Source organism: Ensifer sp., from assembly GCF_031989085.1.
In the GTDB taxonomy this organism is placed as follows: Bacteria; Pseudomonadota; Alphaproteobacteria; order Rhizobiales; family Rhizobiaceae; genus Ensifer.
On record NZ_DALZXU010000001.1, the window covers coordinates 1,695,848 to 1,711,376 of the forward strand.

Genomic DNA, 15,529 nt, shown 5'->3' on the forward strand with positions numbered 1-15,529 from the left:
GAAACCGAAAGTGAAATCGGGGCGGATTGCCTCGTCCGGCAAATGCGTTACCAAGGCAGCGCGCCGGGCGGGACTTCCGCCCTGTCGATTGGGGCGTCGAGACGGCGCGGGATGAATTCGGAGACGATTATGTGCGGTATTGTTGGCGTCGTTGGGAACCAGCCGGTCTCGGAGCGTCTGGTCGATGCGTTGAAGCGGCTGGAATATCGCGGGTATGATTCGGCAGGTGTTGCGACCATCCATGCGGGTGCGCTTGAGCGCCGCCGCGCCGAAGGCAAGCTCGTCAATCTGGAGGCCCGCCTGCGCGAAGAGCCGCTGGCCGGCACGATCGGTATCGCTCACACCCGCTGGGCGACGCATGGCGCCCCCACCGAGCGCAACGCCCATCCGCATTTTACCGACGGCGTTGCCGTCGTTCACAACGGCATCATCGAGAACTTCTCCGAGCTGAAGGACGAGCTGATCGCCGGGGGGGCGAAGTTCGAAACGCAGACCGACACCGAAGTCGTGGCGCATCTGTTGGCAAAGTTCCGCCGCGACGGCCTTGGCCGGCGCGAGGCGATGCATGCGATGCTGAAGAAGGTGACCGGCGCCTATGCGCTGGCCGTCCTCTACCAGGACGATCCGTCGACGATCATGGCGGCGCGCAACGGCCCGCCGCTGGCGATCGGCCACGGCAAGGGCGAGATGTTCCTGGGGTCCGACGCGATCGCGCTGTCGCCCTTTACGAACGAGATCAGCTATCTCGTCGATGGCGACTGGGCGGTGATCGGCGCCAATGGCGTGCATATCTTCGATCTCGCCGGCAATGCGGTCGATCGCCCGCGGCAGATCTCGATGGCGGCGGCCTATTTGATCGACAAGGGCAATCACCGGCACTTCATGGAAAAGGAAATCTATGAGCAGCCGGAGGTCATCTCGCACGCGCTCGGCCATTACATCGACTTTTCCGAAAACCGCGTGAAGACACTTGCCGGCTCGATCGATTTTGCCGGCGTGCCGAGTCTCGCGATCTCTGCCTGCGGCACCGCCTATCTCGCCGGTCTCGTCGGCAAGTACTGGTTCGAGCGTTACGCGCGGCTGCCGGTCGAAATCGACGTCGCCTCCGAGTTTCGCTACCGCGAAATACCGTTGTCGTCGCAGTCGGCGGCGCTGTTCATCTCGCAGTCGGGCGAAACCGCCGATACGCTGGCGTCGCTTCGCTACTGCAAGGACCATGGCTTGAAGATCGGCGCCGTCGTCAACACGCGTGAATCGACCATCGCGCGCGAATCCGATGCGGTGTTTCCGATTCTGGCCGGCCCCGAGATCGGCGTTGCCTCGACCAAGGCATTCACCTGCCAGCTGGCGGTGCTTGCAGCCTTGTCGATCGGCGCCGGTCGCGCCCGCGGCACGGTCTCAGCGGACGAGGAGCAGGTGCTCGTTCGTCACCTCACCGAAATGCCGCGCATCATGGGCCAGGTGCTGAACGCCATCCAGCCGAAGATCGAGGCGCTGTCGCGCGAGCTGTCAAAGTGCAAGGACGTGCTTTACCTCGGCCGCGGCACCAGCTTCCCGCTGGCGATGGAAGGTGCGCTGAAGCTCAAGGAAATCTCCTATATTCACGCCGAGGGTTATGCCGCCGGTGAACTGAAGCATGGTCCGATCGCGCTGATCGACGAAAACATGCCGGTGATCGTGATTGCCCCGCATGATCGCTTCTATGAGAAGACCGTGTCGAACATGCAGGAAGTGGCGGCCCGCGGCGGTCGGATCATCCTGATCACTGACGAGAAGGGGGCGGTCGCCTCCAAGCTCGAGACGATGGCGACGATCGTGCTGCCGAACGTCGACGAGATCATCGCGCCGATGATCTTCTCGCTGCCGATCCAGCTCCTCGCCTATCACACCGCCGTGTTCATGGGCACCGACGTCGACCAGCCGCGAAATCTGGCAAAGTCGGTGACGGTCGAATGATTGCCATTCGGCCGGAACGAACGGGCGACGAACAGGCGATCCACGACGTGACGGCTGCGGCCTTCAAAGATCACCCGCACAGCGACCAAAGCGAGCCCTTCATCATCGAGCGCCTTCGGGATCAGGGCGCTTTGACGCTTTCGCTTGTGGCGGAGGAGGAGGACGGAAGTATCGTTGGCCACGTCGCCTTTTCGCCGGTGACGCTGACGCCGCCGGTTGCCGGCTGGTTCGGGCTCGGTCCCGTGGCCGTCTCGCCGGATCACCAGTCCAAAGGCATCGGCAGTCGACTGATCCGCGAGGGGCTCGCCCGGCTGGGCTCGGACGGCGCGGCGGGCTGTGTGGTCATGGGCGATCCCGATTATTACCAAAAGTTCAGATTCCGGCATGAATCTTCGCTTGTATTCCCGGGTTGTGCGCCGCAATATTTCATGGCGCTGGCCTTCTCCGGCGCGGTGCCTGAAGGCACTGTTGCCTACCACCCGGCTTTCGGCGTGGAGTGAGGTTTAGACGGAAGAGGCATGACGGAAAATTCGAAGAGCAGCTTCATTGCGACCCGGTTGCGGAACTACTTCCTGACGGGGCTGATCATCTGTGCTCCGTTGGCGATTACCGTCTGGCTGGTGCGCACCTTTATCGAGTGGGCCGATGGCTGGGTGAAGCCCTATCTTCCCAATCTCTATAATCCGGATACCTATTCGCCCGTGGCGATACCTGGGTTCGGGCTACTGGTCGCGCTTATCGTCATCACGCTGGTCGGTTTTCTCACCGCCAACCTCGTCGGGCGTTCGATCGTTGCCTTCGGTGAGTCGTTGCTCAACCGCACACCGCTGGTTCGCACCATCTACAAGTCGCTGAAGCAGATTTTCCAGACGGTACTGCAGGAGCAGTCCTCATCGTTCAAAAAGGCGGGCCTGATCGAATATCCGAGCCCCGGGCTCTGGTCGCTTGTTTTCATCGCAACCGATGTCAAGGGAGAGGTCGCAGCCAAGTTCAGTGAGCGCGGCATGGATATGGTCACGGTGTTCCTCCCGCCGACCCCGATCCCGACGGCCGGTTTCCTGCTGTTCGTGCCGCGCGACAAGATCATCCCGCTCGAAATGAGTGCCGAGGATGCGGCCAAGCTGCTGATTTCCGGCGGTCTCGTGGCTCCGGATTACAAGCCGCTCGCCAACGCGCCGCCGCGCAAGATTGCGCAGCAGAAGAGCGCCTGACGGCACTGTTCGCACGCACTCTCGGTAAAATCGCTTCGGTTTTCGCTCGGATAGGTCAGCCGGCGCGCAGGAAGCGGATCGCTTCGTCACGCCGATGCAGGTAGAGCAGGGTTCTCAGTGCCTCGCCACGCGGCGATGTCAGGTCCGGATCCCGTTCGATCATGTAGGCGGCGTCCTTGCGGGCGATTTCGAGCAGATCGCCGTGCGCCTCGAGACTGGCGATGCGAAAGCCCGGCGTGCCGGACTGGCGCGTTCCCAGCAATTCGCCTTCACCGCGCAGTTTCAGGTCTTCCTCGGCGATCAGGAAGCCGTCTTCACTGTCGCGCAGGATCGATAGCCGCGCCCGGCCGGTTTCGCCAAGCGGGCTCTTGTAGAGCAGAATGCAGGTCGAAGCCTCGTCACCGCGGCCGACGCGGCCGCGCAACTGATGCAACTGCGCCAGCCCGAAGCGCTCGGCATGTTCGATCACCATGATCGTGGCATCGGGCACGTCGACGCCGACCTCGACGACGGTGGTGGCGACGAGCAGGCGGATTTCCCCGTTCTTGAACGCGAGCATGACGGCGTCTTTTTCCGCCCCGTTCATGCGGCCGTGTACCAGTCCGACATCCCGCCCGAAGCGCTTTGCGAGCCCCTGGTAGCGCTCGTCGGCTGACATGACGTCGATCGCCTCGGACTCTTCCACGAGCGGGCAGATCCAGTAGGCTTTCTTGCCTTCCTGAAGGGCCGCGCCCAGCCGGTCGACGATTTCGTCCGTCCGCTCGGTTGGAATGGTGACCGTCTGGATCGGTTTTCGCCCGGCCGGCTTTTCGGTGAGCTTGGAAACATCCATGTCGCCGAAGGCGGCCAGGACCAGGGTGCGTGGGATCGGCGTGGCGGTCATAACCAGCATGTGCGGTGAGATGCCCTTGGCGGTCAGGCGCAGACGCTGGTGGACACCGAAGCGGTGCTGTTCGTCGACGACCGCAAGCGTGAGCTCCCTGTAGTTGACGGTGTCCTGAAACAGGGCATGCGTGCCGACGACGATCCGCGTCTCCCCGGAGGCGATGCGCTCGACGATCGCGTCTCGCTCCTTGCCCTTGGTGCGGCCGGTCAGGACATCCATGGTGATGCCAGCCGGAGCGGCCATTTTCGAAAGCGTGGCGAAATGCTGCCGCGCCAGGATTTCCGTCGGCGCCATCAACACGGCCTGGCCGCCAGATTCGACCGCCGCCAGCATCGCCATCAGCGCGACCATGGTCTTGCCAGATCCGACATCGCCCTGCAGCAGGCGCAGCATCCGATCGTCCCCGGCCATGTCTTTCAGGATGTCCGTGATCGCAGTCGACTGGCTCGCCGTCAGCGAAAACGGCAGCGCGCCGATGACGGGGCCAGAGAGTTTGCCTGTCGCGTGCACCGGCGTGCCGGAAACCTTTCGCAGACGCTGGCGAACAAGGGCAAGGGAGAGCTGGCCGGCCAGGAATTCGTCATAGGCCAGCCGTCGGCGCGTCGGCGCTTGCGGGTCGATGTCGGTGGCATCGCGCGGCTCGTGCAAGGCGCGGAAGCTGTCGGCGGCACTTTGAAAACCCTGCTTCGAAACGAGCGTGTCGTCGATCCACTCCGGCATTTCCGGCACGCGGGCGACTGCCGCCTCGATCGATTTGCGCAGGATGCGAGCCGAGAGCCCGGCGGTGAGGCCATAGACGGGCTCGACGAGTGGCAGGTTGTCCGCCTCGCTTGCCTTGACCATATAATCGGGGTGAACCATCGACGGTCGGCCGTTGAACCAGTCGACCTTGCCGCTGACGATGATCGTTTCGTCGACCGGCAGCGATTTTTCCAGCCAGTTGCCTTTGACGCGGAAGAAGGTGAGCGCCAGCTCACCGGTCTCGTCATGCAGAAATATGCGGTAGGGCAGGTTCTGCTTGCCGGATGGCGGTGGCTGATGGCGATCGACGCGCCCGGTGATCGTCACGATGACGCCCTGTGGAGCATTGGCGATCCCCGGCTGATGTCGCCGATCGATCAGCGAGTGCGGCGCATGGAACACGAGGTCGACCACGCGGCAGTCCTCGATGCTCTCGCGGCCGAGAAGCCGGGCATACAGCTCTCCGATCTTCGGACCGATGCCGGGCAAAGTGTTGAGCGGTGAAAAGAGCGGGTCAAGCAGGGCAGGGCGCATGGCGATGAAATTGCGACGACAATTTGCAGTTTGGCAAGGCTGACAATCATCTATTCAGCGTTTATAGAGCCCATTGACGACAAACCGTACCTCCGCGGACGGCAGGAAGGAATCCCCATGACTGGCATTTCACGCACCAGCGCCGATCTCGATCCGCGTCGCCGCCGGATCCTGTTTCGCGCCTGGCATCGCGGCATCCGCGAAATGGACCTCGTTCTCGGACAGTTCGCCGAAGCCGAGCTGCCGGGCTTGTCCGAGGTCGAGCTGGACGAGCTGGAGGTCATCATGGCCGAGGAAGATAACGACCTCATCAAATGGATCATCGGTGAAAAGCCGGTGCCTAAGCAGTACCAGACGCCGATGTTCGAGCGCATCGCCGCCTATCGTCCCGATTTCGAGCGGCTCCCTGAAGAGATGAAGTAGATCGATGCTGGCTGGCCTTCACCCGAAGAAGATTGTAGCGGCGACGCGTGAAGTCACGATTGGCCCGGTTCCATCTGGCGCCGAGGCGCTGGTGCTTGCGGATCTCGCCCGTGCCGGTGCGCCGGTGGCCTACATTCTCTCGGATGGCCAGCGTATTGCCGATCTGGAGCAGGTGCTCGGCTTCGTCGCTCCCGATATTCCGGTGCTGACGCTTCCGGGCTGGGATTGCCTTCCCTATGACCGTGTGTCGCCTAGCGCCGATACGTCGGCGCGCCGGCTTGCGGCGCTGAGCGCGCTCATCGCCCACCGCAAGAAGCCACATGCCGCGATCGTGCTGGTGACGGTCAATGCGGCCCTGCAGAAGATCTCGCCGCAGGACGTGATCGAGAGCCTTGCCTTCTCGGCACGGCCCGGCAACCAGGTGCGCATGGACGATGTTGCTGCCCGTCTGGAGCGCAATGGCTTCGAGCGCGTCGCGACCGTGCGTGAAGTCGGCGAATATGCCGTGCGCGGCGGCATTCTCGACGTCTTCGTGCCCGGTAGCGCCGATCCGCTAAGGCTCGATTTTTTCGGCGATACGCTCGAGACCATCCGCTCCTTCGATCCAGCAAGCCAGCGCACGACCGGTCAGGTCCGCTCCCTCGATCTCAATCCAATGAGCGAGGTGTCGCTGACGCCGGAGACGATCAGCCATTTCCGCACGCGGTATCTGTCGCTGTTCGGTGCAACCACCCGGGATGACGCGCTCTACCAGGCTGTTTCCGAGGGACGCCGTTATGCCGGCATGGAGCATTGGCTGCCGCTGTTCTACGATCGCCTGGAGACCGTCTTCGACTATCTTCAGGGCTTTCGCATCGTCACCGACCATCTGGCGCGTGAAGCTGCAGCCGAACGCTCGAAGCTCATCCTCGATTATTACGACGCCCGCCATACGGCGGCATCGCCTGGCAAGTCGCTGGCGACACAGGGCACACCCTACAAGCCTGTGCCGCCGGAATTCCTGTATCTGAACGCCGAAGGTTTTGCCGCCGCGTTGGCTGAGCGCAACGCCGTCCGCCTCACGCCCTTCAGCGAGCAGGAAGGCGAGGCGCGCCAGGTCGTCACCGTCGACGCACGCCAGGGCGTGCGCTGGGCGAAGACATCAGGCGAAGGCGAGGCCGAGGGCGATCGCGTCAACGTCTTCGATCAGGCGGTCAAGTACATCGCCGAGAAGCGGTCTAAAGGCTCCAAGGTTATCGTCTCGGGCTGGAGCGAGGGCTCGCTCGACCGCCTTTTGCAGGTGCTGGTCGAGCACGGCCTCGGCAATATCCGCCAGATCAAGGCGCTCGCCGACATCAAGACGCTGAAGCCGGGCGAGGCTGCGTCCGCGGTTCTCAGCCTCGAGGCCGGCTTCGAGACGGGTGATCTTGTCGTCATCGGCGAGCAGGATATTCTTGGCGACCGAATGGTGCGCCGTTCCAAGCGGCGCAAGCGCGGCGCCGACTTCATCGCCGAGGTCGCCGGCCTCGACGAAGGCAGCTACGTCGTGCATGCCGAGCACGGCATCGGTCGCTTCGTCGGGTTGCGCACAATCGAAGCTGTCGGTGCCCCGCATGACTGCCTCGAACTGGTCTATGCCGACAATGCCAAGCTCTTCCTGCCGGTCGAAAACATCGAGCTTCTGTCGCGCTACGGTTCCGAGGGAACGGATACGATCCTCGACAAATTGGGCGGCGTCGCCTGGCAGGCCCGCAAGGCCAAGCTCAAGAAGCGCCTGCTCGACATGGCGGGCGGTCTCATCCGCATTGCTGCCGAGCGTCATACGCGCCACGCCCATGTGCTGGTCGCCCAGGATGGTGTCTACGACGAATTCGTCGCCCGCTTCCCCTATGACGAGACCGAAGACCAGCTGAATTCGATCGACGCCGTGCGCGAGGATCTCGGCAGCGGTCGCCCGATGGACCGGCTCGTCTGTGGCGACGTCGGCTTCGGCAAGACGGAGGTTGCGCTGCGGGCGGCCTTCATCGCCGCCATGAACGGGGTGCAGGTGGCCGTCGTCGTGCCGACGACGCTGCTGGCACGACAGCATTTCAAAACCTTTACGGAACGTTTCCGTGGTCTGCCGATCCGCATCCAGCAGGCATCGCGCCTGGTGGGATCGAAGGAACTGGCGTTGACCAAGAAGGAAGTGGCCGAAGGCAAGACCGATGTGGTCGTCGGGACCCATGCCCTGCTCGGAACATCGGTCAATTTCGCCAATCTCGGCCTGCTCATCATCGACGAAGAACAGCATTTCGGCGTCAAGCACAAGGAACGGCTGAAGGACCTGAAGTCGGATGTGCATGTGCTGACGCTGTCGGCAACGCCGATCCCGCGGACGCTGCAACTGGCGCTGACGGGGGTGCGGGAGCTGTCGCTCATCACCACGCCGCCGGTCGACCGCATGGCGGTGCGCACCTTCATCTCGCCGTTCGATGCACTGGTGATCCGCGAGACGCTGATGCGCGAGCACTATCGCGGCGGCCAGAGCTTCTACGTCTGCCCGAGGCTCAGCGACCTCTCGGAGATCCATGATTTCCTGAAATCAGATGTACCCGAACTGAAGGTCGCCGTCGCCCATGGCCAGATGCCAGCGACCGAACTCGAAGACATCATGAACGCCTTCTATGAGGGGCGTTACGACGTGCTCTTGTCGACGACAATCGTCGAATCCGGTCTGGACGTGCCGACGGCCAATACCCTGATCGTCCATCGCGCCGACATGTTCGGCCTGGCGCAGCTCTACCAGCTGCGCGGTCGAGTCGGGCGCTCGAAGGTGCGCGCCTTCGCGTTGTTCACCCTGCCTGTCAACAAGACGTTGACGACGACCGCCGAGCGGAGATTGAAGGTGCTTCAGTCGCTCGATACCCTTGGTGCCGGCTTCCAGTTGGCAAGCCACGATCTCGATATCCGCGGCGCCGGCAATCTGCTCGGCGAAGAGCAGTCCGGCCATATCAAGGAAGTCGGTTTCGAGCTGTACCAGCAGATGCTCGAGGAGGCCGTTGCCGAGCTCAAGGGCGAGGAAGAGGTCCACGACACCGGGTGGTCGCCGCAGATCTCCGTCGGTACGCCGGTGATGATCCCGGAACATTACGTGCCGGACCTCCATCTGCGGCTTGGCCTCTACCGCCGTCTTGGCGAATTAACCGACCTGAAGGACATCGACGGCTTCGGCGCAGAAATGATCGACCGCTTCGGTCCGCTGCCGATCGAAGTGCAGCACCTGTTGAAGATCGTCTACATCAAGTCGCTCTGCCGCACCGCCAATGTCGAAAAGCTCGACGCCGGTCCGAAGGGGGTCGTCGTCCAGCTCCGCAACAAGGAATTCCCCAACCCGGCAGCGCTGGTCGGCTACATCGCCAAGCAGGGCACGTTGGCGAAGATCAGGGCAGACCACAGCATCTTCTTCCAGCGTGAGCTGGTGACGCCGGAAAAGCGCCTCTCAGGCGCCGCGATGGTGATGACGCAGCTCGCAGGTCTGGCGAAGCAGGCGTAACCGGCTTCCTGGGACCCGTATTTTCCGACGGCACGCAAGCCCTTCCACCGCGTCGGTCAGACGCGGTGCGATGGCCTCACAATCGACAGAAGCGCTTTTGCCCCGGATCGACGCAGATCGCGCGGACTATGCGGTGGCTTTCAACTGGGCGATTTCGCGAAGTGCATTGCTCAATACCTCGACCGATTGCGCGCCCATCACGGCATATTGCCCCTCGATGATGAAACAGGGGACGCCGGTCACACCCATCTCGCGCGCCATGCCGATCTCTTCCTTCACGGCATCCTTGTCGGCGTCCGAGTTGAGGAGTGCGGCGATAACAGGCCGGTCGAGGCCGGCCTCTGTGGCGATGTCGAGCAGCACCGCGTGATCGCCGACATTCCGGCCCTCCTCGAAGTTCGCCTTGAACAGCAGGCCGACGACGGCCGACTGCGCCGCATCGCCATGGGTGGCGGCCCAACGGATGAGCCGGTGCGCATCGAGCGTGTTGGGACTGATCTTTACGGCATCGAAATCGAACGCGATGCCATCCGCATGGCCAAGCCCGCGCAGCATTTCATGCGCCCTGTCGACCGCTTCCTGACCGCCGAGCTTGGCGGCAAGATGCTGCTTGTGATCCACGCCTTCCGGCGGCAGGTCCGGATTGAGCTGATAGGGCCGCCATTGCACCGCTACCTGCAGCTCGGCGCCGACATTGGCGACGGCCTGGTCGAGCCTTGCCTTGCCGAGATAGCACCAGGGGCAGACAACGTCCGATACGATATCGATGCTGACGGTTTGCATGGTGCTTATACCTTTCCTGTTGGCCAAAGCTGCGAGATAAGCCGGTTCCATCCGGCTTTCAATGCGTTACCAAAAGGGAACCGCCCCTTTTACTGGGCGTTTTCGTCCCACCAGACCGGCAACTGGTAGCCGTAAAGTGGCACCGTCGCCGGCCGGGCGATATGCTTGCGCCTGGCGACCCACTGTGCGTCCAGATGGTAGAGCGGCACGAGATAGGAGTTGTTGACCAGCAACCGATCATGTGCCCGCACCGCGGCGGTGAAATCCTCGGACGTCCTGGCCTGCAGGATGTTTTCAACCATCCGGTCGACGTCCTTGTCGGCGACGCCGGCAAAATTGTCGCTGCCCTGGCGGTCGCGCGACTGTGATGTCCAGCGGCCAACCTGCTCGACGCCCGGCGACAGCGTCGACGGGAACGACTTGATAATGACGTCGTAGTCGAAAGATTGGCTGCGCTGCTGGTATTGCGAATCGTCGACGGTGCGCACGGAGGCCTTGATGCCGAGCGGCGCCAGGAAACGCTGGTAGGCGAGGGCGATCTTCTCCTGACCGGCATTCTGGCTCATGATCTCGAAGGCGAGCGGCGCGCCTTTGGCGTCCACCATCTTGCCGTCCTTGATCTGATAGCCAGCCTCGCGCAGCAGCGAGACAGCGACGCGCAGCACGTTGCGGTCGCGCCCCGAAGCATCCGTCACCGGCAGGCGGTAGGTGCCGTCGAGGATCGCCGGGTTGATATGCTCGCGCGCATCGCCGATCAGACCGAGTTCGCGGTCATCGGCTGCCGCGCCGAGGAACGAAAGCGTCGAGTTCTGCCAATAGCTCTGGGTGCGGGTGTAGGCGCTGTCGAACAGGTTCTTGTTGACCCATTCGAAATCGAAAACGAGGGCCAGGCCCTGGCGGAGCTTCAGGTTGTCGAACATCCCCTTGCGGGTATTGAAGACGATACCGAGCATGCCTGACGGTGTTTTCGGCGTGAACGTCTCCTTGACGACGTCGCCGGAGCGAACGGCCGGAAAATCGTAGCCGCGCGCCCATTTCGTGGCGCTGCCCTCGGCATAGATGTCGATCTCGCCTTTCTTGAAGGCCTCGAAAAGGGAGTTCTCCTGCAGGAAATATTCGACGGAGATTTCGTCGTAATTGTCGAAGCCCACCTTGGAGGGAAGGTTCTTCGCCCAGTAGTCCGGGTTGCGGCGGTAGACGATGCGCTCGCCAGGCTTGACCTCTGCAACGCGGTAGGGCCCGGAGCCGACCGGCGGCTTGAGCGTGGTCTGGTCGAAGGTCGCGACATCCGTTGCATGTTTTGGCAAGACGGGAGAGAGGCCGAGAAGCAGCGGAAGCTCTCGGTCGGCATCTTCAGTGAAGGTGAAGCGGACGCTGAGGTCTCCGACCTTCTCGAGCTTGGCCACCTTCGCCATCCGGTTGGCGAAGGGGACGCGGCCCTTGTCGCGCATCAGCTCGAAGGTGAAGATGACGTCGTCAGCCGTGACGGGCTGGCCATCGGCCCAGCGGGCATCCGGGTTGATATTGAACTGGATGAACGTCCGGTCGTCGTCCCATTCCACCGTCTGGGCGAGTAGGCCGTACATCGTGAAGGGTTCGTCGCGAGAGCGCTGCATCAGCGATTCGTAGACGAGATTGCCATATTCCGGATCCCACATGCCGCGCGCCGTCGTGCGCATGCTCTTCAGAATGAAGGGATTGAGGCTGTCGAAGGTCCCGACCACCCCATAGGAAATCTTGCCGCCCTTCTTTACATCGGGGTTGACGTAGGGGAAACTTTTGAAATCCGCGGGCAGAGCGGGTTCGCCATGCATCGAGATGGCGTGGACGGGTGCGGCCAATGCGGCGCCACCGAATGCGGTTGCGGCCAACAGGATGGCCAGACCGGAAAGAATTGTGCGCAACGGTATCTCCAGTGAAGTGGCATTTGGCCGATTCCCGGCACGTTACCAATGCCGGCCGACAATTCCAACCGACGCTATACGCAAATTCGGGCAGGCAAGAGGTCAAAAAAAAGCAAGAAACACTGGATAAACCGCACGAGCCAATGTAACAGGTGTTTCCGGAAACGGGGTCATGCATTTGCCTTATTTGGCCAACAGGACAACGGCGGCTGACGATACTCACCTGCGGAACGAATGTTCCGTTACCGGATTTCAGGAGACGGAATCACAATGTTCTTCAAGTCGAACTTCACCAAACGTGCGGGTCTGGCAACGCTGGCGCTCTCGGTAGCAGCTGCGGGCGTCCCGAGCGTTGCATCTGCCCAGCAGGCAGGTGGCAAGCCTCCGCAGGGTTGGTTCAAGGTCTGCACCAAGCAGGAAGACAACGATGTCTGCATCGTTCAGAACCTCTTGACGGCAAACAACGGTCAGCTCGTGACCGCAGTCGGCCTCATCACCGTGACCGGCAAGGTCAACCGCAAGGTCCTGCAGATCTCGGTCCCGTCGGCCCGCTTGATCCCGACCGGCGTTCAGATGCAGATCGACGGCGGCAAGCCGGTGAAGCTCGACTACGCCATCTGCATGCCCGACAAGTGCGTGGCTGAAGCGCCGCTCTCCGACCAGCTGATCGCCAGCCTGAAGAAGGGCAACGAGGTGGTCTTCACCTCCGTCAACTTCCAGCGCGCGCCGAACCCGATCAAGATGGGCCTCGAAGGCTTTACCGGCATTTTCGACGGCGAGCCGATCGAACAGTCGCAGCTCGAAGAGCGTCAGCGCCTGCTGCAGGAAGAAATGCAGAAGAAGGCTGAAGACGCACGCAAGAAGCTTGAAGAGGCCCAGAAGGCCGCCAAGCAGAACTAAGCGCTTCCGCTATCTCAGACATAAAGAAACGCCCGGACGGTGTCCGGGCGTTTTTCATTTGAGCTGGAGGCAACGAGGTTTCCAGCCATCCTCGACGCGTCTATCCGGACGCGGGGTGGTTAGTGGCTGAAGGTGACCTTGGGCTTGTAGTGCCCGATATCGTCCTTATCGAACAGGGCGTCGACCTGAGCGTGGCGTATCGGCCGATCGCTCTCGTCGGAAACCAGGTTCTGCTCGGACACATAGGCGACATACTCGCTGTCGTCGTTCTCGGCGAACAGGTGGTAGAAGGGCTGATCCTTGGCTGGGCGGATCTCCTGCGGAATGGCATTCCACCATTCCTCGGTGTTTGCGTATTCCGGGTCGACGTCGAAGACGACGCCGCGGAACGGGAAAACCCGATGGCGAACCACCTGTCCGATCTCGAATTTCGCGTTTCTCTGTTTCATGACGCAACACATCCTTTCAAGGGATTATCTGGGTTGCCAGACCCAAAACATCAATAGGGTGTCATGCACGGCTTCGTGTACGCCTCAAAAACACTCCTCTTCAAAGCAGCAGCGCGTTCCCCCAAAAAACAAGCCGGCGGGATCCCTTGAACCCCGCCGGCTTGCCATGTCGTTTCAAACCGGATGCGGCATGCGCCGACCGGCCCGTCGGTCTTAGACCGAGTAGTACATGTCGTACTCGACCGGGTGCGGGGTCATTTCGTAGCGCATGACTTCGTGCATCTTCAGTTCGATGAAGGAATCGATCTGGTCGTCGTCGAACACGCCGCCGGCGGTCAGGTACTTGCGATCCTTGTCGAGGCTTTCGAGCGCTTCGCGCAGCGAGCCGCAGACGGTCGGGATCTTCTTCAGTTCCTTCGGCGGCAGGTCATAGAGGTCCTTGTCCATGGCCTTGCCCGGATGCAGCTTGTTCTTGATGCCGTCGAGGCCGGCCATCAGCATCGCTGCGAAGGCGAGGTAGGGGTTCGCGGTCGGGTCCGGGAAGCGGACTTCGACGCGCTTGGCCTTCGGGTTGGTGCCGAACGGAATGCGGCACGAGGCCGAGCGGTTGCGCGCGGAATAGGCGAGCAGAACCGGTGCTTCATAACCCGGGACGAGACGCTTGTAGGAGTTCGTCGACGGGTTGGTGAACGCGTTCAGCGACTTGGCATGCTTGATGATGCCGCCGATGAAGTAGAGGCACGATTCCGACAGGCCGGCATATTCGTCGCCAGCGAAGGTCGGCTTGCCGTCCTTCCAGATCGACAGGTGAACGTGCATGCCCGAGCCGTTGTCGCCGAAGATCGGCTTCGGCATGAAGGTTGCCGTCTTGCCGTAGGCGTTGGCGACCTGGTGCACGACGTACTTGTAGATCTGCATCTTGTCGGCGTTGCGAACCAGCGCGTCGAACTTGACGCCGAGTTCGTGCTGGGCCGCGGCCACTTCGTGGTGGTGCTTTTCGACGGTAACGCCCATTTCGGACAGAACCGTCAGCATTTCGGAGCGCATGTCCTGGCAGCTGTCGATCGGCGGAACCGGGAAATAGCCACCCTTGACGCGCGGACGGTGGCCGAGGTTGCCGGTCTCGTAGTCGGTGTCGTCGTTGGACGGCAGTTCCGAGGAGTCGAGCTTGAAGCCGGTGTTGTAGGGGTCGGCCTTGTACTTGACGTCGTCGAACACGAAGAATTCGGCTTCCGGGCCGACGAAGACGGTGTCGCCGATGCCGGATGCCTTGAGGTAGGCTTCAGCCTTCTTGGCCGTGCCGCGCGGATCGCGGTTGTAGGCTTCGCCCGAGACCGGGTCGAGAATGTCGCAGATGATGACCATCGTCGACTGCGCGAAGAACGGGTCCATATGCGCTGTTTCCGGATCGGGCATCAGCACCATGTCGGACTCGTTGATGGCCTTCCAGCCGCCAATCGAGGAGCCGTCGAACATGACGCCGTCGGCGAACATGTCTTCGTCGACGCAGACGACGTCCATCGTTACGTGCTGCAGCTTGCCCTTCGGATCGGTAAAGCGCAGGTCGACGAACTTGACGTCGTTGTCCTTGATTTGCTTCAGAATATCGCTTGCAGTCGTCATGTTCGGTAATTCCCTGTGTAAGATGACGAGATTTGAAAGTGGCAGGGCCGAGTGGCCCTTGAGGATCAGATGGCGTCGAGGCCGGTTTCGCCGGTCCGGATTCGGATGACTTCCTCGATGTTGGAAACGAAAATCTTTCCGTCGCCAATCCGGCCGGTTTGCGCGGCATTGCGGATCGCCTCGATGACGGCCTCCGCGTTTTCGTCCGCCAGCACCACTTCGACCTTTACCTTCGGCAGGAAGTCCACGACGTATTCGGCGCCGCGATACAGCTCCGTGTGACCCTTCTGTCGACCGAAGCCCTTGGCTTCCGTGACGGTAATACCCTGCAGGCCGACTTCCTGAAGGGCTTCCTTCACTTCGTCGAGCTTGAAGGGTTTTATGATCGCTTCGATCTTTTTCATGAGAAAATGTCTCTCCGCTTCTCCCTTTAAAGCAGGATCATGCCCGCTCACCGCTCAATATGCACGTTGCATGCCAGTTTTTCTGCAAAATGATGCTCATGCGGCAAAATTTCTTCCGGTTGGTCATGACTGGCCGCGTTCCATGCCTTTGCGTCCGGGTAATCTGCCTATTTTTTGTAAGGTTTCCGGCTCTGACGCTTG

12 protein-coding genes are annotated in these 15,529 nt (G+C 61.7%); 6 read left to right on the top strand and 6 right to left on the bottom strand.

The genetic code is table 11. From position 1 onward, the window contains the following. Positions 1 to 129: 129 nt before the first annotated feature. From glmS to RTP54_RS08265, 3 genes are read left to right on the top strand one after another with little or no spacing between them, the layout of a single operon-like run. Complete coding sequence (gene glmS / locus RTP54_RS08255; protein WP_312361927.1) at positions 130 to 1,956, top strand: glutamine--fructose-6-phosphate transaminase (isomerizing); 1,827 nt, start codon at positions 130 to 132, stop codon at positions 1,954 to 1,956. Further along, the gene (locus RTP54_RS08260) at positions 1,956 to 2,456 is read left to right on the top strand and encodes an N-acetyltransferase (RefSeq protein WP_312363205.1); all 501 of its coding nucleotides are present in this window, start codon (positions 1,956 to 1,958) and stop codon (positions 2,454 to 2,456) included. Before glmS ends, RTP54_RS08260 begins: the two co-directional genes overlap by 1 nt. Before the next feature lie 18 nt (positions 2,457 to 2,474). After that, entirely contained in the window at positions 2,475 to 3,167 is a 693-nt protein-coding gene (locus RTP54_RS08265) for a DUF502 domain-containing protein (protein WP_312361928.1), read from the top strand. A gap of 55 nt (positions 3,168 to 3,222) precedes the next feature. Here the strand turns inward: RTP54_RS08265 and recG are convergent, their stop codons facing one another. Beyond that, the gene (gene recG / locus RTP54_RS08270; RefSeq protein ID WP_312361929.1) at positions 3,223 to 5,328 is read right to left on the bottom strand and encodes an ATP-dependent DNA helicase RecG; all 2,106 of its coding nucleotides are present in this window, start codon (positions 5,326 to 5,328) and stop codon (positions 3,223 to 3,225) included. Positions 5,329 to 5,445: 117 nt separating this feature from the next. Between recG and RTP54_RS08275 the strand changes: the two genes are divergently transcribed. Together RTP54_RS08275 and mfd are read left to right on the top strand one after the other, a co-directional pair. Then, positions 5,446 to 5,751: a succinate dehydrogenase assembly factor 2 gene (locus RTP54_RS08275; RefSeq protein ID WP_312361930.1), complete on the top strand. Its 306-nt coding sequence runs from the start codon at positions 5,446 to 5,448 to the stop codon at positions 5,749 to 5,751. 4 nt (positions 5,752 to 5,755) lie between these two features. Beyond that, a complete protein-coding gene (gene mfd, locus RTP54_RS08280; RefSeq protein ID WP_312361931.1) occupies positions 5,756 to 9,265 on the top strand; it encodes a transcription-repair coupling factor in 3,510 nt (1,169 codons plus the stop codon). Between the two features lie 126 nt (positions 9,266 to 9,391). On the opposite strand, the gene RTP54_RS08285 is transcribed toward mfd, so the two are convergent. Then, positions 9,392 to 10,048, bottom strand: a complete 657-nt coding sequence (locus RTP54_RS08285) for a DsbA family oxidoreductase (RefSeq protein ID WP_312361932.1) — start codon at positions 10,046 to 10,048, stop codon at positions 9,392 to 9,394. An 89-nt stretch (positions 10,049 to 10,137) separates the two neighbouring features. Beyond that, positions 10,138 to 11,952 (bottom strand): extracellular solute-binding protein, encoded by a 1,815-nt coding sequence (locus RTP54_RS08290; protein WP_112815441.1) that lies wholly within the window; start codon positions 11,950 to 11,952, stop codon positions 10,138 to 10,140. A 270-nt stretch (positions 11,953 to 12,222) separates the two neighbouring features. On the opposite strand from RTP54_RS08290, the gene RTP54_RS08295 reads away from it, so the two are divergent. Further along, complete coding sequence (locus RTP54_RS08295; protein WP_112805197.1) at positions 12,223 to 12,852, top strand: invasion associated locus B family protein; 630 nt, start codon at positions 12,223 to 12,225, stop codon at positions 12,850 to 12,852. Between the two features lie 119 nt (positions 12,853 to 12,971). Here the strand turns inward: RTP54_RS08295 and hspQ are convergent, their stop codons facing one another. The 3 genes from hspQ to RTP54_RS08310 form a co-directional block, all read right to left on the bottom strand. After that, a complete protein-coding gene (gene hspQ, locus RTP54_RS08300) occupies positions 12,972 to 13,301 on the bottom strand; it encodes a heat shock protein HspQ (RefSeq protein ID WP_112805195.1) in 330 nt (109 codons plus the stop codon). A 213-nt stretch (positions 13,302 to 13,514) separates the two neighbouring features. Further along, a complete protein-coding gene (gene glnA, locus RTP54_RS08305; protein WP_112805194.1) occupies positions 13,515 to 14,924 on the bottom strand; it encodes a type I glutamate--ammonia ligase in 1,410 nt (469 codons plus the stop codon). Positions 14,925 to 14,989: 65 nt separating this feature from the next. After that, a complete protein-coding gene (locus RTP54_RS08310) occupies positions 14,990 to 15,328 on the bottom strand; it encodes a P-II family nitrogen regulator (protein ID WP_025427016.1) in 339 nt (112 codons plus the stop codon). Positions 15,329 to 15,529: the final 201 nt, after the last annotated feature.